Origin of the sequence: Erythrobacter tepidarius (genome assembly GCF_002155695.1) — a bacterium.
GTDB classification, from domain to species: Bacteria; Pseudomonadota; Alphaproteobacteria; order Sphingomonadales; family Sphingomonadaceae; genus Erythrobacter; species Erythrobacter tepidarius.
On sequence record NZ_MUYJ01000018.1, the window covers coordinates 14131 to 31144 of the forward strand.

19 protein-coding genes are annotated in these 17014 nt (G+C 68.4%); 13 read left to right on the forward strand and 6 right to left on the reverse strand.

Annotated elements, in window-relative coordinates:
- The first annotated feature begins 145 nt into the window (after positions 1-145).
- The 3 genes from BZF61_RS14640 to BZF61_RS14650 are packed head-to-tail and all read left to right on the forward strand — an operon-like array spanning position 146 to position 4871.
- Positions 146-2662 carry a phage tail tape measure C-terminal domain-containing protein gene (locus BZF61_RS14640; RefSeq protein WP_086620088.1) on the forward strand — a complete coding sequence of 839 codons (2517 nt, stop codon included), beginning with the start codon at positions 146-148 and terminating at the stop codon, positions 2660-2662.
- Positions 2662-3291 (forward strand): DUF2460 domain-containing protein, encoded by a 630-nt coding sequence (locus BZF61_RS14645; protein WP_086620089.1) that lies wholly within the window; start codon positions 2662-2664, stop codon positions 3289-3291. Before BZF61_RS14640 ends, BZF61_RS14645 begins: the two co-directional genes overlap by 1 nt.
- Positions 3288-4871 carry an SDR family NAD(P)-dependent oxidoreductase gene (locus tag BZF61_RS14650; RefSeq protein ID WP_245804665.1) on the forward strand — a complete coding sequence of 528 codons (1584 nt, stop codon included), beginning with the start codon at positions 3288-3290 and terminating at the stop codon, positions 4869-4871. Before BZF61_RS14645 ends, BZF61_RS14650 begins: the two co-directional genes overlap by 4 nt.
- Here BZF61_RS14650 and BZF61_RS14655 read toward each other — a convergent pair.
- The 3 genes from BZF61_RS14655 to bufA2 form a co-directional block, all read right to left on the reverse strand.
- Positions 4861-5631 carry an HvfC/BufC N-terminal domain-containing protein gene (locus tag BZF61_RS14655; protein WP_086620090.1) on the reverse strand — a complete coding sequence of 257 codons (771 nt, stop codon included), beginning with the start codon at positions 5629-5631 and terminating at the stop codon, positions 4861-4863. The genes BZF61_RS14650 and BZF61_RS14655 overlap by 11 nt on opposite strands.
- Positions 5628-6467 carry an MNIO family bufferin maturase gene (gene bufB / locus BZF61_RS14660; RefSeq protein ID WP_086620091.1) on the reverse strand — a complete coding sequence of 280 codons (840 nt, stop codon included), beginning with the start codon at positions 6465-6467 and terminating at the stop codon, positions 5628-5630. The genes BZF61_RS14655 and bufB overlap by 4 nt, the downstream gene beginning before the upstream one ends.
- Before the next feature lie 90 nt (positions 6468-6557).
- Entirely contained in the window at positions 6558-6842 is a 285-nt protein-coding gene (gene bufA2, locus BZF61_RS14665; RefSeq protein ID WP_086620092.1) for a BufA2 family periplasmic bufferin-type metallophore, read from the reverse strand.
- Positions 6843-7056: 214 nt separating this feature from the next.
- Here bufA2 and BZF61_RS14670 point away from each other — a divergent pair, with 214 nt between their 5' ends.
- The 10 genes from BZF61_RS14670 to BZF61_RS14715 all read left to right on the forward strand — a co-directional run bounded on the left by BZF61_RS14670 (position 7057) and on the right by BZF61_RS14715 (position 12992).
- The gene (locus tag BZF61_RS14670) at positions 7057-7341 is read left to right on the forward strand and encodes a BufA1 family periplasmic bufferin-type metallophore (RefSeq protein WP_086620093.1); all 285 of its coding nucleotides are present in this window, start codon (positions 7057-7059) and stop codon (positions 7339-7341) included.
- A 30-nt stretch (positions 7342-7371) separates the two neighbouring features.
- Positions 7372-7827 (forward strand): DoxX family protein, encoded by a 456-nt coding sequence (locus BZF61_RS14675; protein WP_086620094.1) that lies wholly within the window; start codon positions 7372-7374, stop codon positions 7825-7827.
- A gap of 19 nt (positions 7828-7846) precedes the next feature.
- On the forward strand, positions 7847-8377 hold the full coding sequence (locus tag BZF61_RS14680; protein ID WP_086620095.1) for a sigma-70 family RNA polymerase sigma factor: 531 nt from the start codon (positions 7847-7849) through the stop codon (positions 8375-8377).
- 2 nt (positions 8378-8379) lie between these two features.
- Complete coding sequence (locus BZF61_RS14685) at positions 8380-9021, forward strand: NrsF family protein (protein ID WP_245804666.1); 642 nt, start codon at positions 8380-8382, stop codon at positions 9019-9021.
- 22 nt (positions 9022-9043) lie between these two features.
- Positions 9044-10888, forward strand: a complete 1845-nt coding sequence (locus BZF61_RS14690; protein ID WP_086620097.1) for a phage tail protein — start codon at positions 9044-9046, stop codon at positions 10886-10888.
- On the forward strand, positions 10885-11526 hold the full coding sequence (locus BZF61_RS14695) for a DUF2793 domain-containing protein (protein WP_086620098.1): 642 nt from the start codon (positions 10885-10887) through the stop codon (positions 11524-11526). Before BZF61_RS14690 ends, BZF61_RS14695 begins: the two co-directional genes overlap by 4 nt.
- A 21-nt stretch (positions 11527-11547) precedes the next feature.
- Positions 11548-11745 carry a hypothetical protein gene (locus BZF61_RS14700; RefSeq protein ID WP_086620099.1) on the forward strand — a complete coding sequence of 66 codons (198 nt, stop codon included), beginning with the start codon at positions 11548-11550 and terminating at the stop codon, positions 11743-11745.
- Positions 11742-11948: a hypothetical protein gene (locus tag BZF61_RS14705; protein ID WP_086620100.1), complete on the forward strand. Its 207-nt coding sequence runs from the start codon at positions 11742-11744 to the stop codon at positions 11946-11948. Before BZF61_RS14700 ends, BZF61_RS14705 begins: the two co-directional genes overlap by 4 nt.
- Before the next feature lie 115 nt (positions 11949-12063).
- Positions 12064-12738 carry a YcbK family protein gene (locus tag BZF61_RS14710; protein WP_086620101.1) on the forward strand — a complete coding sequence of 225 codons (675 nt, stop codon included), beginning with the start codon at positions 12064-12066 and terminating at the stop codon, positions 12736-12738.
- Positions 12735-12992: a hypothetical protein gene (locus BZF61_RS14715; protein ID WP_086620102.1), complete on the forward strand. Its 258-nt coding sequence runs from the start codon at positions 12735-12737 to the stop codon at positions 12990-12992. The genes BZF61_RS14710 and BZF61_RS14715 overlap by 4 nt, the downstream gene beginning before the upstream one ends.
- Positions 12993-13130: 138 nt before the next feature.
- On the opposite strand, the gene mcrC is transcribed toward BZF61_RS14715, so the two are convergent.
- The 3 genes from mcrC to BZF61_RS15800 form a co-directional block, all read right to left on the reverse strand.
- A complete protein-coding gene (mcrC, locus tag BZF61_RS14725) occupies positions 13131-14282 on the reverse strand; it encodes a 5-methylcytosine-specific restriction endonuclease system specificity protein McrC (protein WP_086620104.1) in 1152 nt (383 codons plus the stop codon).
- On the reverse strand, positions 14276-16480 hold the full coding sequence (locus BZF61_RS14730; protein WP_086620105.1) for an McrB family protein: 2205 nt from the start codon (positions 16478-16480) through the stop codon (positions 14276-14278). The genes mcrC and BZF61_RS14730 overlap by 7 nt, the downstream gene beginning before the upstream one ends.
- 15 nt (positions 16481-16495) lie before the next feature.
- Positions 16496-17014, reverse strand: a 519-nt coding sequence (locus tag BZF61_RS15800; RefSeq protein ID WP_211276797.1) for a hypothetical protein, incomplete at its 5' end; no start/stop codon positions are given.

Below are 17014 nucleotides of genomic sequence, written 5' to 3' on the forward strand. Positions count from 1 at the left end.
CCCTGCATTGCTCGTATGCTTTCCGGAACCGTGAGCGTGAACCTTTTCGAGAGAACGCCCGTCGCTGTCATAGTCTGATGCCGCACCTGCCATACCTCTCCTTTGTGCCCTTCGGCTTTGCCTGAAAGCAAGGATATCCCGGCCCATGGCTGACAAACGCGTCTCGGTTCGCCTTGCGGTGGTGGGCGGGCGCGAGGTGCGCGCTGAGCTCGAGGGGATCGGCGAGGCCGGCGAGCGCAGCACCCAGCGCCTCGCGCGCGGCATGGACGCGGCCAGCGACCGCACGGCGGCGCTGCAGGCCCGCATCCGCATCGCCGCGGCTGCCATGGCCGCGGCCTTTGCCGCCGGTGTGGTGACCATGGTGCGCTCCGGCCTCGAGCTCATCGACAGCCAGGCCAAGCTTGCCCAATCGATCGGCACCACGGTGGCCAGTGTGCAGACGCTGCAATGGGCGGGCGAGCTGGCCGGCGTGTCGATGGGCGAGATCGAGCAGGCCACCTTCCAGCTCACCCGGCGCCTGAGCGAGGCGGCGGCCGGCAGCGGCACGGCGGTGGGCGCCCTGCAGCGCCTGCGCCTTTCGGCCGCCGCGCTCCAGGCCCTGCCGGTCGATCAGCGCATCATCGCCATCCGCGAGGCGCTCGAGCGCTTCGTGCCGCCGGCCGAGCGGGCGGCGGTGGCGAGCGACCTGTTCGGCAACCGCGCCGCGCTGGCATTCATGCGGATCGATACGGCCACGCTCCAGCAGGCGACCCGCGACGTCGCGGACTTCGGCGTGGCGGTCTCCCAGAGCGATGCCGCGGCGATCGAGGAGGCGGGCGATGCCATCGCAAGGCTGCAGCTGGTCTGGCAGGGGCTGGTCAACCAGCTGACCGTGGCCGCCGCCCCGGTGCTCACCGCCATCGCCGATGGGCTGGCCGCGCTGGCGCGGCGCAGCGGCGTGGTGGGCCAGGCGATCGGGCTGCTGATCGACAATATCGGCCGGCTGGTGGCGACCGGGCTTGTCCTGGCCGCCTTCATGGCCGGGCGCTGGGTGGCGAGCCTGGCGGCGGCCGCGCTCGCGACCGGCAGCCTTGCCACCGGGCTGGTGGTGCTGCGCGGCGCGCTGGCGCGCACGGGCATCGGCCTCGTGATCGTGGCGGCGGGCGAGCTGGTCTACCAGTTCTCCCGGCTCGTGCAGGGCGCGGGCAGCTTCGGCGAGGCCCTGGCGCTGCTCGGCGATCTCGCGCGCGAGGTGTGGGAGCGCATGGGCCTCCTCGCTGAGGTGGCCGGAGAGCGGATCGCCGCGGTCTGGCACGCGATCCGCGCCGCGGTGCTCGAGGCGCTCGATGGCGCGGTGCGCGGCGTGGTGGCCTTCGCCAACCGCACGGTCAACCTGTTCGAGGCCGCGCTGGCCGCCGCGATTGCGATCTGGCAGCGCCTGCCGCAGGCGCTCGGCGATCTGGCGGTGCGTGCGGCCAATGCCCTGATCGGGGCGCTCGAGCGCATGCTGAACGCTGCGGTGCGCGGCATCAACCGCCTGCTCGCGGCCGCCAATGCCGGGCTCGACCTGTTGGGTTCCGAGCGGCGCATCGCGCTGGTGCCCGAGATCGACCTGCCGCGGATCGAGAACCGCTTCGCCGGGGCCGCGGCGCGGGCCGGCAGTGCCGCAAGGCGCGCCTTTGCCGAGGCCTTCGCCGACGATCCCTTCGCCATGCCCGAAGGGCTGGGGCGCATGGCGGGCGCGGCGCGACAGCAAAGCGATGCGGCCTTTGCCCGCGCCGATGCCCTGCGCGCGCAGGCGCTCGCGCCGCTCGCCGCGCTCGAAGCGCTGGGCGAGGCGATGCAGCAGGCCGACCGCAGGATCGGCGAAGCGGGCGAGGCCGCCGCCATGCTCGACGAGCGCCTCGAGGCGATCGGTGGCGGCGGCGGCAATGCGGGTGCGGCCGGGGGCGGCAACGGCGGATCGGCTGGCCGAGAGCCCGGCGGCGGCGCCGAGGGTTCGGCCGAGCGCGCGGGGCGTGCTTCGCGCGAGGCCGGAGAGGTGATCACGCAGGCGGCCGAGCAGGCCGCGCGCGGCTGGGCGGCGGTACGCGAGGAACTGGCGCGCTATGCCGAGGAGGCGGCCAACTGGGGCAAGGGGCTGGGCCAGGCGCTGACCGGCGCCCTGCGCTCGGCCGAGGATGCCTTCGCCCGCTTCGTGACCACCGGCAAGCTCGACTTTCGCGGGCTGATCGACTCGATCCTTGCCGATCTCGCCCGGCTGGTGTTCCGCCAGGCGGTGACCGAGCCGCTCGCGCGCATGTTCTCGCAAGGGCTGGATCTTGGCAACCTCTTCGGCTCGCTGTTCGGTTCGATCTTCCATGCCGGCGGGGTGGTGGGCGCGCCCGCGCCGATGCGGCGGGTGCCCGCGCTTGCCTTCGCTGCCGCGCCGCGGCTCCATGGCGGCGGGGTGGCCGGGCTCGGCCCGCACGAGGTGCCCGCGATCCTCGAGCGCGGCGAGGTGGTGCTCACCCGCCGCCAGGCCGCCAAGCTCGCCGGGCAGCTCTCCGAGCGGGCCGCAGCGGGCGATGTGGTGATCAACTTCAACGGGCCGGTGAGCAATCGCGAGGAGGTGCGCCGCTCAGCCGCGCAGGCCGGCGCCCGCCTCGCGCGCATGCTCAGCGAGGGGCGGCGGGGGGTCTGATGACCGACTTCGACGACGTGCTCTTTCCCATCGGCATCTCCATCGGCTCGAGTGCGGGGCCGGAGTTCTCGACCGAGGTGACAGAGGTGGCATCGGGCTTCGAGCAGCGCAACCGCAACTGGGCCGGGGCGCGGCGGCGCTTCAACGTGGCGCCGGGGGTGCGCACCCTTGCCGATCACGAGGCGCTGCTCGCCTTCTTCCATGCCCGGGCCGGGCGGGCGCGGGGCTTTCGCTTGCGCGACTGGTCCGACTGGAAGTCGTGCAGCGTTCGTGCCGCGCCTTCGCCCACCGACCAGCTGCTCGGCACCGGCGACGGGGCGCGGCAGTTCTTCCAGCTGATCAAGACCTATGGCAGCGGGCCGAGCGCGCATATTCGCCGCATCACCCGCCCCGTGGCGGGCAGCGTGCGCGTGGCGCTGGGCGGGATCGAGCAGGCCTCCGGGTTCACGGTCGCGCACGACACCGGTCTTGTCATCTTCGACAGTCCCGTGCCGGCCGGCGTGGCGGTGAGCGCGGGCTTTGCCTTCGACGTGCCGGCGCGCTTCGATACCGACCGGCTCGAGGCGAGCGCGCCGGTGCCCGGGGTGATGCGCTTCGACGAGATCCCGATCGTGGAGATCCGCGAATGAGCCGCCTCGTCACCTGGCCGCGCCGCGCCGAGGCCGATGCCACGATCCGCCGCTTCGAGCCGGCATACTGGACGGTCGACTTTCCGCTGCCGATGATGGCGAGCGTCATCACCACCGGGCCGGATGCGCTGCGAGTGCGCGCGGTGTTCCGCACCAACCGCGACCTTGCCGGCCTGATCTGGCACACCGAGGACCGGGCGGACCACGGCCTGTTCGCCTACCACCGCGCGCGGGACTGCCGCGGCTGCGTGCTGGAGTTCGACTGGTTCTCCTCTGGCATCCGGCCAATGGACCGGCTGCAATCGGTCTCGCTCACGGTCGAGACATACCGCAATGGCACCCACTACGTGCGGCTGTGGAACTATGCCACCAGCGGCACGCCCGATGCCTGCCACATCCGCATGGTGCTCGACGAGACCACGCGCGGCGGCTTCTACGCCGATGCGCCAGTGCCCTGGCACGATGTGAAGCGCCTGTTCATCTCGCTGCAGCCGCTCGCCGCCGGGCGGGGCGACTGCGCGCTCGCCGCCCCGGCGGCACCGGGGACCAGCACGATCACGCTCAACGTCGGCGATGGCGGACCGATCGCCCCGGGCGCGCGGGTCTATATCCTCGGCTCGCATCCCGATGTCCCGGCCTATACCGTCACTTCCGCCACCAGCGGGCCGGTGCAGACCCTCGCCATCACCCCGCCGCTGGTGACCGGCGGCGGTGCCTCGGGCATCGGGCAGGAGGCCGCGCGGGCAATGGCGGCGCGCGGTGCGCGGGTCGTTCTGGCGGCGCGCGATCCGGCCAAGCTCGATGCGGCGGCAGCGGCAATCCGCGCGGCGGTGTCGAGTGCGGCGGTGGAGACGATCGTGCTTGACCTGGCTTCGCTCGCCAGCGTGCGCGCCTGTGCCGCAGAGGCCGCGACCCGCTTCCCGGTGATCGACCTGCTGCTCAACAACGCCGGGGTCATGGCCTGCCCGCTGGAGCGCACCGCCGACGGGTTCGAGATGCAGTTCGGCACCAACCACCTGGGCCATTTCGTCCTGACCATGCACTTGCTGCCGCTGCTCGAGGCGGGCCGGGGCAAGCGGATCGTCAACCTCTCCAGCCGCGCGCACCATCGCGATCACGTCCACTTCGAAGACCTCAACTACCATTCACGTGCCTACGAGAAGTGGGAGAGCTACGGCCAGTCGAAGACCGCCAACGTGCTGTTCACGGTCGCGCTGCAGGCGCGGCTGGCGGCACGCGGGTTCGACGTGCTCGCGGTCCATCCGGGCGGAATCATGACCAATCTCGGCCGCCACCTGACGCAGGAAGACATCGCAGAAATGATGGCCCGGATCCAGGAAAGCGCGGGCGGAGGGTTCACCTTCAAGACAGTCGAGCAGGGCGCCGCGACCACCTGCTGGGCGGCGACGGCGCCGGAATTGACGGGCCAGGGCGGCGTCTACTGCGAGGATTGCCACGTTGCGGCGGTCGACGATGCCGACCCCAACGGCTCCGTACGGTCCTACGCGGTCGATCGTGACAATGCGGAGCAGCTGTGGACGGTATCCGAGGAACTGGTCGGCGAGCGGTTCAGCACCTGACCGCCACCACCAGCCCGTCGCCGATCCACTCGCTCAGCAGCGCTCCTGCACGGGCCACGCCCGCTTCCTCGCCCAGCGCCTCGACCAGCGCGGCGCAGACGTTACCGAAGCTTGCGCCGCCGAGCGCCAGATCGAGCGCGCGGCCGGCAACCAGATCAACCGGGCGGAACACCGGGTTCAGCCCTTCGCGCCAAACCTGCAGGCACATGGGTTCGGTCAGCGCATAGTCGGGCGCGGTGAAAGGCTCGGCGGCCAGCGCCTGCCAGAGGGCGACGAGGTCGTGACCGGCAGGAACGACCGCAGTACCGGGTACGAACGTGATCCGCATCGCCTCCCAGTCGTCCTCGCCGAACGCTGCGGTCGCCGCTCCTAGCCCGAGCCCGTCGAGCGGCACCGCATCGGCAGCGGCGAAGGCGCAGTGCATGGCCCATTCCAGCGCAGCCAGCTCGGGCACTTCGGGATCGCGCGCGAACAGCTCGACCAGTGTTTCAGGGAAACCGTCGCCGATCACGTCGAGCGTCCAGCTTGTCGGGGGGTGCAGGATCAGGTGGTGGGCGGCGGCGCGGGCGAAAGACTCTTCTCCGACCCATCGCGCGGTGCGCTCGTAAGTCGCGCGCAGCGCCTCGACCAGCGTGGTGCGATAGTTGTTACGGTAGACCGCCATGCCCGCTGCCTGGCGCTCACTCCAGCCGGGCGGGAGAGCCGCGTCCTCGTCGAGCACTTGCGCCATGAAGGCGGTTTGCTGGCGGGCGAGCGTCACGCCGGGACCACTTCGGCCGCCGGTGCGGCGAATGCTCGTGCAAGGTCAAGCTCGTCCAGCAGTTCTTCCAGCGGCGGAATCGCATCATCGCGCTCGATCATCGTCGCAACCGGGCCAAGCAGCGCCATGGTCCGTTCGTAGAGCGCCCAGACTTCGTCGCACACGGCGCGGTCGTGGGTGTCGATCACGATCTCGCCCGGGGTGTGACCGGCGAGGTGGACCTGGCGCACCCGGTCATGCGGCAGCGCGGCGATATAGGCATCGGCATCGAACCCGTGATTGCGGCTGCTGACGTAGACGTTGTTGACGTCGAGCAACAGCGCACAGCCGGTCCGCCGGGCCATCTCCGCGATGAACTCCCATTCGGTCATCTCGTCTTCGGGGAAGGTGAGATAGCTCGACGGGTTTTCGAACAACATGGTCCGGCCCAGCGCGTCCTGTGACCGGTGGATATTGTCGCACACCGTATCCAGCGCCTCCCGGGTATAGGGCAGCGGCAGCAGGTCATGGCTGTTGTGTGCACTGGTCCGCGTCCAGCACAGGTGGTCGGATACCCATAGCGGCTCGATCCGGTCGGCCAGTGCGCGCAGGCGGCGAAGGTAGGCGGCATTGACCCCATGCGCCGACCCGATCGACAGCGATACGCCGTGCAGGATTACCGGATAGCTCGCACGGACCTGCTCGAGCACCGCAAGCGGGCGCCCGCCGTCGACCATGAAATTTTCCGAGATCACCTCGACGAAGTCGACCGCAGCCTCTCCGGTCAGGAAATCCGGATAGTGCTCGCGCCGCAGACCAAGGCCGAAGCCGGAAAACGGAATGACATCACGGTGCATGGGCAATGATCCGGAGGACAAAGGTGCGGCCCGTCTCCCTGGGCAGGGAGGGGGCTAGGCCAGAAAGACGGGCCGCCCTGGGGAAGCTGATCAGCCGAGATCGCCGATCACGCCGCCCTTGGTCAGGCACTCGCCGGCCTTCATGGCCTTGAAGCCATGGCCCTTGCAGGCGTTCTGGCCCTTGCACTGGTGTTCGGCGGTGGCGCAGTCGGAATTGCCCTTGCAGCTGTGCACGCCATAGCAGTGGACGGTGTCGTCGGCGCCGATCGCACGGCCCTTGCTGCCGGCCGGGGCGTCGGCGGCAAAGGCGGCAGCTGAAGTCAGGGCCAGCGCGGCAGCGGCGGCAGCGAAAGTGGTGGTGCGAATGTTGGTCATGAGGGTTCTCCCGCAGGATTGATGGACAAGATGACGGTGTCGTCGTCCGTAGTGGACATGGCAGTGTTCGCCTGTCCTGCCAGACAGGTTACAGGAAAAGCGACAGCAGCAAAATAGTCGCGTCGCTGTAACCGACCCGGCAATTGGTGCGAAACGGCCCTCGTCCGGCATGGTCCGGGCAAAGAATGCAGTCCCCCCAACGGAGAGAAGACCGATGAATACCGCCAAGATTGCCCGCGCCGCCGGGCTTGCCATTTCCGCCAGCCTGGTCGCCGGCCTCGCCACCGGCCCGGTCGCGGCACAGAAGGCGCCGATGGAAAAGTGCTACGGCGTCGCCAAAGCCGGCCAGAACGATTGCGCCGCCGGCCCGGGCACCAGCTGCGCCGGAACCTCGACCCGCGATTACCAGGGGAATGCCTGGAAGCTGGTCGCCAAGGGTTCGTGCGAAAAGATCTCGACCCCCAAGGGCAAGGGCTCGCTCAAGCCGATCGATCGCTGATTGCACAGGCAAACAGGGGAGCCGGATAGCATGCCGAAGCTGACCGCACTTTACGACCGGGCCGTTGCCTTGGCACAGGCCTCATTCACAGAAGGCGCGATGCTGCTGCTGGTCCGGCTCGCTCTGGCCGGAGTATTCTGGCGCTCGGGCCGGAGCAAGGTGGTAGAAGGCAGCTGGCTCGAGATCAGCGACACCACCCGGTTCCTGTTCGAGACCGATTACTCCGGCGTGCCGTTCCCGCCCGGGATCGCCGCACCGATGGCGACCTATGCGGAGCACATATTCCCGATCCTGCTGGTGCTCGGCCTTGCCACCCGCTTTTCCGCGCTGGCGCTGCTCTGCATGACCATGGTCATCCAACTGTTCGTCTATCCGGAAGCCTGGTGGCAGGTGCATGTGCTATGGGCCGCGCTGGCAGCAGTGCTGATCGTGCGTGGCGGCGGCATTCTGTCGCTGGACCACGGCTTCGGCAAGCTGCGGCAGTGAGCCGGACCGGGAGGCGTCGATGATTGCCGACGAATCTACCCTGGCCCGGTTGATGGCGCAAAGCCAGGCCGGTGACAGGCAGGCCTATACCGTGCTGCTCACCGAAGCGCAGTTATGGCTTGAACGCTACTTCCGCCGTCGGGTCGCACCGGGGCAAATGGAAGACCTGGTGCAGGAGGTGCTGATGGCGCTGCACCACAAACGGGCCACATGGGATTCGTCCCGCGCGTTCCTGCCGTGGCTGGCGGCGATTGCCCGCTACCGCTGGGTCGACCATCTGCGCCGGGTCTACCGGAGCGAGGAAGAGGCGCTGGGCGACCATGACGCGGCGGAGGACAGCGAGGAAGAAGCGGTCCTTGCCCGGATGAGCCTGGAACGGTTGTTCGTCCACCTGCCGGACAAGCAGGTCGAGGCGATCGAACTGGTGAAGATCGAGGGGCTGTCCATCGAGGAAGCCTCACACAGAACTGGTCAGAGCGAATCGGCCGTGAAGGTGAATATCCACCGCGGTCTCAAGAAGCTGGCCACGCTGATCGAGAAAGCAGAATGACCATGAACCGGGTTCCCAATCCCCTGATCGCTTCCCTCGTCGAAGACCTGGCACCAGTGGCCCCGCTCAAGCGGCGCAACGGGTGGCTGGTGGCACTGGTCGCCGTCGGTGCCACCGTGCTCGGCGTGGGGCTCTACGAAGGGCTGTGGCAAGCGGCACTGGCCGGCAATGCTGCGCCGATTTTCTTCGTCACCAACGGACTGCTGCTGCTGCTCGGGCTGGCGGCGGCGGCGGCAGTGCTGTCGCTCGCCTCGCCCGCGGTAGGCAATCGCCAGGATGCGCCCAAATGGGCGACCGCAATGGTGGCGATCATTCCCCTGACCGCAGTGTTGACCACCATCGCCGCCGGGCATGCGATCGCGGACCTGTTCGATTCGCGCAGCATGTACTGCCTGACATCGGGCATGCTGGCCTCGCTGCTGACATTTGCCGCGATGACCTGGTGGCTGCGCCGCGGGGCACCGGTTTCGACCGGCGTGGCAAACCTTTGGGCCGGTATCGCCGCTGGCGCGATCGGCAGCTTTGCTTACGGCCTGTCGTGCCCGATCGACAGCGTCGAGCACCTCGGCGTGTGGCATATCGCGCCGGTCGCGCTGTGCGGCGCGCTCGGGCGGATGGTTCTGCCGCGACTGACCCGCTGGTAAGCTGTTCCGCGATGCCGACGGGGTGCAGCGCCACGCCGAGGCGCTGCGCGTCTACCCCGGCAGCGAGGACCAGATGCCCGATCCCGCCATGCAGGCAGCCCTCGGTGCGGCGGGCTGCCCGGCGCACCGCGGTCTTGCCTATGTGGTGTTCGAGCGCCTCGAGCTTGCCGACTTCGGCAACCGCATCCCCAACTTCACCTTCGAGGTCGAGGCGCAGGCCTCGGCCACGGTGGCGAGCGTGATCGAGGAGCTGTGCAGCCTCGCCGGCGTGCCCTTCCTCGATGCCGCGCGCACCGGGCGCATCGACCTTGCCGGCTATGCCGTGGCGCGCCCGGCAAGCATCCGCCAGGTGCTCGAGCCGCTGCGCAGCGCCTTCTTCTTCGATGCCGCCGAGATCGAGGGCGCGCTCGCCTTCTTCCCCGCCGATGGCACGCCGGTCGCGCGGGTGCCCGCCGGCGAACTCGGCGCCCACCCCTTCGGCAGCGAGCCGCCGCCGCTCGAGCTCCGGCGCACGGCGGAGGCCGAACTGCCGCGCCAGATCACCGTGCAGCACCTCGATCCCGCGCGCGACTACCAGGTGAACGCGCAGCGCGCCCGCCGCTCGACCAGCCCCAGCACCGCCGATCTCTCGGTCGACCTGCCGCTGGTGCTCGAGGCCTCCGAGGCCAAGGCGATCGCCGAGCGCATGGTCTGGCTCCAGTGGCTCGGGCGCGACACGGTCACCTGCCAGCTGCCGATCGCCTATCTCCACGTCGAGCCGGGCGACAAGCTGGTGGTGCTGGATGGCGAGGGCCGCGCGCGCACCTTGCGGGTCACCCGGCGCGAGCTGCGCCTGCCGGGCAGCCTGCTGGTCGAGGCGGTGACCGACGGCGCCGCCGCGCTCTCGCGCATCGCCAGCGCCGCGCCGGCCCCGGTGCCGCCGCAGGAAGTGCTGCTGCCCGGGGTGACCACCGCCCACCTCCTCGATCTGCCGCTGCTGCGCGAGGAGGACGACGGGCCGCACCTGCTGCTCGCCGCGGCCGGGGCCTCGGCCGGCTGGCGCGGCGCGGTGCTCGAGCGATCGGCCGATGGCGGCGCCACCTGGGAGCGGCTCGCCGACCTCACCGAGGCAGCCGTGCTCGGCACCGCGCTCGACGTCCTGCCACCGGCCTCGCCCCATGTCTGGGACCGGGCAAGCAGCCTCACCGTCAGCCTCCTCGATCCGTCCGACACGCTCGAGAGCGTGAGCGAGGCGGCGGTGCTCTCCGGCGCCAATGCCTGCCTCGTCGGCGGGGAGGTGATCCAGTTCCGCGATGCCGAACTGGTCGCGCCGGGCACCTGGCGTCTTGCCACCCTGCTGCGCGGGCGGCGCGGCACCGGTGATGCGATCGGCGCCCATGGCCCAGGCGAGCGCTTCGTGCTGCTCACTGGCTCCGCCGGGAACGCCCGGCTCGCCCTGCCGCTGGCCGAGCGCGGGGCGCTGCGCCAATGGCGCGCGGTCTCGCTCGGCACCCGGGCCGAGGATGCGCCGACCATCAGCCTTGCCTGGCAGGCGCGCGCGCTGATCCCGCTTGCTCCCGTCCATGCGCGAGGTGAGCGCAACGGCGCGGGCGATCTGGCGATCCGCTGGATCCGCCGCACCCGCTGGCCCGCGCCCTGGAGCGACCATGTCGATGCCCCGCTCGGCGAGGCGGGCGAGGCATATCAGATCGACATCATGGCAGGCAGCAGCGTCAGGCGCACCATCGCCACCACCCAGCCGCAGGCGCTCTACCCGGCTGCGGACCAGATCGCCGACTTCGGCACCGTGCAACCTGCCGTGACCTGCCGCATCCACCAGCTGAGCGAGCGGGTGGGGCGCGGCGCAGCCCTGGAGGTGACCCTGTGACGACCACTCCCAACCTTGCCTTGCCCTTCATCGATGCCGCCCAGGCGCAGAAGGAGGTGACCCACAACGAGGCGCTGATCCTGCTCGATGCCCTGGTGCAGGGGCGGGTCAAGGGCCGCCACCTCTCCGCCCCGCCGGCCGCGCCCGCCGAGGGCGAGGCGTGGATCGTCGGGCCCGGCGCCACCGGTGCGTGGACGGGTCAGAGCGGCCGGATCGCACTGTGGCAATCGGGCTGGCGCTTCCTCGTGCCGCGCGCGGGCTGGCGGCTGTGGGACGAGCAGGCCCAGCGGCTCGTGACCTTCTCCGGCAGCGCCTGGGGCGACCTGCCGGCCGAAGCCATGCAGATCCCGACGCTGGCCCTCGGCTGGATCGGCTACGGATCGGGCTATGCCTCACCCCGCTACTGGCGCGATGCCCATGGGCGGGTGAGCATCGAGGGGCTGATGCAGGCCGGCACCGATGGCACCGTGTTCACTTTGCTTGCCGGCTATCGTCCGGCCGAGCGGCTGATGTTCGCCTGCTGGTCGGGCGGCGGCGCCTACCGGGTCGATGTGACGCCCGCGGGCGAGGTGATCGTCCAGGGATCGAACAGCGTGTTCAGCTCGCTTGCCGGCATCACCTTCCTCGCTGCCGGCTGATCGCACGAAAGGAGGAGCATCATGGAGCCATCGCTCATCCTCGAGCTTGCCACCCGCTTCGGGCCGGCCGGCCTCATCATCGGCTGGCTGGTGTGGGAGCGCATGACCACCGCCAGGGAGCGGCTCGCCTATGACCGCGAGCGGCTCGAGGCCGACCGCCAACTCGCCGCCTCGCTCGCCGCGCTCACCGCCGTCATCCAGGAAAGGCTGGGCCGATGAGCCGCGAAAGCCTTGCCGCCGTCCGGCTGCGCCGCGCCGCGGCCTGCGCGCTCGCCGAGGCCTGCCGCGCGCTGCTGGCGATGCCGGCGGGGAAGGCAGGGCGCGGAGGTTCGGCCCTGCCGGATACCGCGCCGCTCCCTCTCGGCGTGAAGGCGCGCCGTCCGCGCGATCGGCACGGTTGCACCGGTAACCTGCTGACCTGAACCGAACCGCCGCGGCATGGGGCCGACCGGCCCTCACGCCGCGCCTTCCATCCCATCCTTCGCGCCCGCCCCTCTTTTGCAGAGGGGTGGGCGTCATCCTGTCCGGAGACCGCTCATGACTGCCATCACCTATCGCCATTGGCGCGATGTGCCCAGCAACCGTTGGCGCTGGAAGAACTTCTCGCCTGCCGAGATCGCCTGTCGCGGCACAGGCGCCATCCGTGTGCACGAGGAGGCGCTCGACAAGCTCCAGGCGCTGCGCGACCGGCTCGGCAAGCCCCTCATCGTCCGTTCGGCCTATCGCAGCCCGCAGCACAATCGCGCCATCGGCGGCGCACCGCGCTCGAAGCACATGGACGGCACCGCCTTCGACATCGCCATGGCGAACCACGATCCGGTGGCTTTCGAGGCCGCCGCCCGAGCCGTCGGGTTCAAGGGGTTCGGCTACTATCCGCGCTCGGGCTTCATCCACATCGATCTCGGCCCGGCGCGTCAGTGGGGCGAGCGGTTCCCGGTCCGGGCGACGGCGTTCGCCGAAGAAACGCCGCCCGCACGAGAGGTCCTGGCCGACAGCCGCACGATGAAGGGCAGCGGCGCAGCTGGCGTGGCGACGCTGGGCGCCGCGGGTGTCGAGGTGGCGCAGAACGTTCTCACGGAGACACAGACCGCCATCCTGCCGCTCGTGCCCTATCTCGACACCTTGCGCTGGGTGTTCATTGCAGTGGCGCTCGCGGGCCTTGCCGTCACGATCTACGCCCGCATCGACGACTGGAAGCGGGGGCGTCGATGATCGCTGCTCTGTTCACCGGGATCGCAGCCGCCCCGTGGATGCGGGCGGTCCTGCGCTACGGAGCCATCGCACTCGCGGTGCTCCTGTTCTTGCTCGCGCTCCGGCGCTCCGGCGAGCGTGCGGGTCGGCTTGCCGAACGCCTCGAAACCTCGGAGAAGACCAATGACGTCCAACGCCAGTTGCTCGATGCGGCGGCCCGCCGCCCTCGCGATCGCAATGATCTCGCTGACCGGCTGCGCCACGGTCGCTTCTGACCCCCGCGTCACGACCGTCTGCCCACCGGTGGTCGAGTATAGCCGCGAGTTCCAGGCGCGCGCAGCCGACGAGCTCGATCTGCTGCCGGAGGGGTCGGCTATTGCCGAAATGCTCGCCGACTACAGCGTCATGCGGGATCAAGCTCGGACGTGCTTGCCATGATCAGTCTCTTCTTTGAACTGCAACGTGAGCTTCAGAAGTTGCTCACGGATAGCTCCGCTGTCGGCCGCCAGATCTACAGTGGCGAAGCGAATGAGATGTCCGTGCAATGAGACGGCTTCATCAAACATTTCACCAATGGCCGGGTGCAGGAGCAAGCCCTCCGCGTTGTCGGCCAGCGGGTCGCTACGTCCTGCCTGTGAACGTATGTACGAATAGATTTGATAGAGGTACCCGCTGCGCAGCGTCGTTTCGCGGCGCCAGCCCGTCGTCACGATTCTGGTGAACTTGGTGTCGATCACGATACGGCGGGTAGCCAACACATCGTCGAGCACAATATCAGTCTGCATCCCGGGCATTATGTCGCGTGCGCCTTCGGTCCACCAATCGATCGGCCAGTCGAGCAAGCCACCCGTCCGCACGCGCCAGCGCTCCCGTGGCAGTACGGTTCTGTAGAAGCCGCCGATGGCGCGTTCGAATAGCCGCCGAGCCCACTGCTCTTCCCTTTCCGGCATCGGCAAGCGGCGCGCGCCAGCTCGCTCTGTGGGCAGAACGAGATCCATCGCAAGCATCGCCGCTGCGAGCATTTCGCTGTCCTTGGCGTCATGACGACCGATCCGGTCGGCACTGAGCTCGGCGCGCGATGGCATGGCCCCAGCCACACCTTGCGCCTGCATGTCTACCGCCAGCCGTCGACAGCGATGGCGCAGATCGGGGCGCGTTACCAGCCGCGCCACGGCCTCAAGTGCGCCGCGGACGTAGCGGTTGCGCGGTGTATCGACGCTGAGCTCGACGAAGCGGCACGCCACAGCTCCGCGCGCGAGTAACCGTCGGCGCTCCGTGCGCAGCACGTCGATCCGCCCCCGGACCCGCGATAGGTCGGCGTTGCGGGGACGGTAACCGAGGCTCAGCTGTTGGCGTTGACGCTCCTCGACCGCCTGCGCCAATAACTCAGCGACGAGATCGGCGATCTCGTCGGGGTTGCGCTCGACGTCGACGCGCGTGGGCCCGGCCTTCCGGAATAGGTCCGAGGCGTAAAGCATCAGGAGCCAGATATTGCGCACGGGGATGCGGCCGATGAACCCCGCAGCAGCGCTCTCAGGCGCAACCCCGGCATCGGCGATCACCATCCCTGCAACAGCCGGTCGAGTGCCTCTCGTGCCGATTTGGGCGCGTCGAACCAGTATTCGTCAAGCAGCGGGCCGATCTCCGTTTCAGCGACCTGACGGAACCACTCGCGCGTTGCGCCGGGTTCGAGTTTTGCCGTCGGTGTGACATAGCTGTGCCCGATCTCGAACTGACGGCCGAACGCCTCGGCGATCTGCGCATTCAGCGCCACGATACGCCGCTCGATGTCATCGACGAGGGCGGGATCGACGCCGCCCTTCTCGGTTACCCACCCTCGCCAGGCTTCACCCAGCCTCGGCTCAAGTCCGACGAAGGCAAAGCGCCTGCGGAACGCGAGGTCGACCAGCGCCAGCGAGCGGTCAGCGATGTTCATCGTGCCGATGACAAAGAGGTTCTCGGGCACATGAACCGGGCGGCGGATGCCGTCGGCATCGGGATAGCAGAGCTCGAGCGCCTCGCGCGGTGTGCGCTTGCCCGCCTCCAGAAGCGTCAGCAGTTCGCCGAAGATCTGCGCGGGATTCCCACGGTTGATCTCCTCAATGATGACGACGAAGCGGGCGTCTGGGCGACCGAGCGCCGCGCGGATCGCCTCCATGAAGACGCCGTCGGCAAGGGTCAGCTTGCCATCGCCGCTCGGACGCCATCCGCGCACGAAATCCTCGTAGGAGAGGTTTGGGTGGAACTGGACCGCACGGACGCGCGCCTCGTCGCGTTCCCCCATCAGTGCGAATGCGAGGCGTTTAGCCATCCAAGTCTTGCCCGTTCCCGGCGGTCCCTGCAGGATCAGGTTCTTGCGCGTGCGCAAGCGCTCCAGCAGCCGGTCGATCTCCCCGCGCTCCAGAAAACAGCCCTCGCGCAGGATGTCGTCAACATCGTATGGCACAGCTGGCGCTGGCGTCTGGACCGGATCGACGATAGCCGCATCTTCTTCGTCCTCATTGGGCGCCGCGCCGCCTTGGTCGGCCTCGGCCTGAGACTCTTCGGGCCCCTTGTAGTGCCATGCGGCCAGCGACAGTTCGGGGAAGCTGTGGACCGGGTAGCTCTCCTCAGAAAAGCGCGCCTTCAGATCGTCCACCAGCTTGAGATAGGTGGCGCCACTGCACGGCTTCTGCGGCCCTATCGTCGGGATCCGCATCTGCAGCCGGCCGGTGAGGAACGAGCGCGAGTTGCTGTCGAGGGTTGGGAACTCCCACGGATGCGACCAGTAGAGCCCGGTCGAGAGGTTCCATGAGGCGCCCCAAACGTCGATGGCCGCGTCGTAGCGGGCGATGAATTGGTCCCGCTGATCGGGCTGATCAGATTCCGCCAACGCTGCCGCGGCAGCGAACAGGTCCCATAGTTTGTCGATGTCGCCTTCGCCGCGCTTGTCGCCGTATCGAAAGAACCAGGATCGCTGGTTGTTGAGGACCGGAATTCCCTCGAAGGTGCTCGGAGGCTCCTCCTCGACGCCGATCAGCTTGGCAAGCGCTCCCGCTATCGCGCTCCGATTGGAGTCGGTCATGGATCGGTTGAACGTGCCCATCGCCGTAAAGGGGCAGATGTCGCGCAGTGGGCCAGTACCGCCTTCCGGGTAGCGGTCCTGCAAATACCCGAGCCCCGCCATCTCTTGCGCGATTGCATGGATGCCATCGATCAGGGGCTTGCGGTCTGCCCGGTAGTCCAGGAGCTTTGCCGCAACGGCGCTGTAGAAGGATGTCCAGCGGAAACGCTGCTCGCCGTTCGCGTCGCCGAACCGCTCCCGCCAGAACGGTTCATTCCGGAACCGGTCGAGGTCCTGCTGCTGGCCGTCGAAGGTGAAGGCGAGGAGGCCATCCTCCATCCAGCCGTCCGGTACGACCCGCCAAACCGTGGCGCGGTTTGTGTAGAAATACCATTCGCGGGGCGGCGATACCGGCGTCCAGTTGACCTGAACACGCTTGCCATCGTCTAGATTGGCAATGATCGTGCCGACCGCCTTGATGGCCATCACCGAGACAGTGGCACCGCGGTTGTCGAACGGAAGATCGTGCTTGCGCGTGTAGGACGACTTGATCGCGATCCTGTCCCCCGGGCGCATCGAGCACACGAGATCGCCGTACTTCCCGTCCTCGTAGCCGTTCTCCCAGATGCCTTCAGCGAGAAATCTGGGCGTCTGGTCTTCGGTACGATTATACGCGGCGCCGACAAACCAGCTCGGCCTGGTGTTTGAAATTTCCGACATTCCCCACCCCCCCGTCTATGCCGCCATTCGATTTATTATTGAGGCGACATAGGTGTCTTTCTGATCCTCCATGAACAGCACATGCATGTCCTCCAATTCATGGATCGTCTTGCCCCAGTTCAGCTTGCCGAACCGTGTCGGTGTGACGATAAAGCTGTTCAGTATAACGTTCTCACTGGCGAGCCTTGCCTGGATGCCCTTGATGACCTGATGGAACTCGATCTTCTTGTGGCCAGGGCCTTCATGCTGGAGGCCATGAGGCTCGACGAAAGCCAAGTGCTGTCTGCCGTCCTTCACGAGCCATAGAAGGAAGTCGGGATAGAAATTTCCTGCCTCAAAGAAGCCCACCCCGCGCCCGCGGCTCTCATTTCGAAGCAAGAATAGTTCAATTCCCTCCGCCGCCAGCCGTGCTTGATCCTTTTCGATGAAGAGGCGCAGATCATCCAGGAACTGGAATTCGCTCTCATTCAATGAAACCGGTGCAATCTGGATTTTGCTTCCTTTGGCCGCATGAAGCACAGGCTCGTAAAGATG

What these genes read in the sequence shown, in the direction of transcription:
- BZF61_RS14715 (WP_086620102.1), top strand. Translation starts at nt 12,735, where the DNA reads ATGATCGCTGCTCTGTTCACCGGGATCGCAGCCGCCCCGTGGATGCGG.
- BZF61_RS14705 (WP_086620100.1), top strand. Translation starts at nt 11,742, where the DNA reads ATGAGCCGCGAAAGCCTTGCCGCCGTCCGGCTGCGCCGCGCCGCGGCC.
- BZF61_RS14700 (WP_086620099.1), top strand. Translation starts at nt 11,548, where the DNA reads ATGGAGCCATCGCTCATCCTCGAGCTTGCCACCCGCTTCGGGCCGGCC.
- bufA2 (WP_086620092.1), bottom strand. Translation starts at nt 6,842, where the DNA reads ATGACCAACATTCGCACCACCACTTTCGCTGCCGCCGCTGCCGCGCTG.
- mcrC (WP_086620104.1), bottom strand. Translation starts at nt 14,282, where the DNA reads ATGGTGATCGCCGATGCCGGGGTTGCGCCTGAGAGCGCTGCTGCGGGG.
- BZF61_RS14710 (WP_086620101.1), top strand. Translation starts at nt 12,064, where the DNA reads ATGACTGCCATCACCTATCGCCATTGGCGCGATGTGCCCAGCAACCGT.
- BZF61_RS14730 (WP_086620105.1), bottom strand. Translation starts at nt 16,480, where the DNA reads ATGTCGGAAATTTCAAACACCAGGCCGAGCTGGTTTGTCGGCGCCGCG.
- BZF61_RS14675 (WP_086620094.1), top strand. Translation starts at nt 7,372, where the DNA reads ATGCCGAAGCTGACCGCACTTTACGACCGGGCCGTTGCCTTGGCACAG.
- bufB (WP_086620091.1), bottom strand. Translation starts at nt 6,467, where the DNA reads ATGCACCGTGATGTCATTCCGTTTTCCGGCTTCGGCCTTGGTCTGCGG.
- BZF61_RS14670 (WP_086620093.1), top strand. Translation starts at nt 7,057, where the DNA reads ATGAATACCGCCAAGATTGCCCGCGCCGCCGGGCTTGCCATTTCCGCC.
- BZF61_RS14685 (WP_245804666.1), top strand. Translation starts at nt 8,380, where the DNA reads ATGAACCGGGTTCCCAATCCCCTGATCGCTTCCCTCGTCGAAGACCTG.
- BZF61_RS14645 (WP_086620089.1), top strand. Translation starts at nt 2,662, where the DNA reads ATGACCGACTTCGACGACGTGCTCTTTCCCATCGGCATCTCCATCGGC.
- BZF61_RS14650 (WP_245804665.1), top strand. Translation starts at nt 3,288, where the DNA reads ATGAGCCGCCTCGTCACCTGGCCGCGCCGCGCCGAGGCCGATGCCACG.
- BZF61_RS14680 (WP_086620095.1), top strand. Translation starts at nt 7,847, where the DNA reads ATGATTGCCGACGAATCTACCCTGGCCCGGTTGATGGCGCAAAGCCAG.
- BZF61_RS14640 (WP_086620088.1), top strand. Translation starts at nt 146, where the DNA reads ATGGCTGACAAACGCGTCTCGGTTCGCCTTGCGGTGGTGGGCGGGCGC.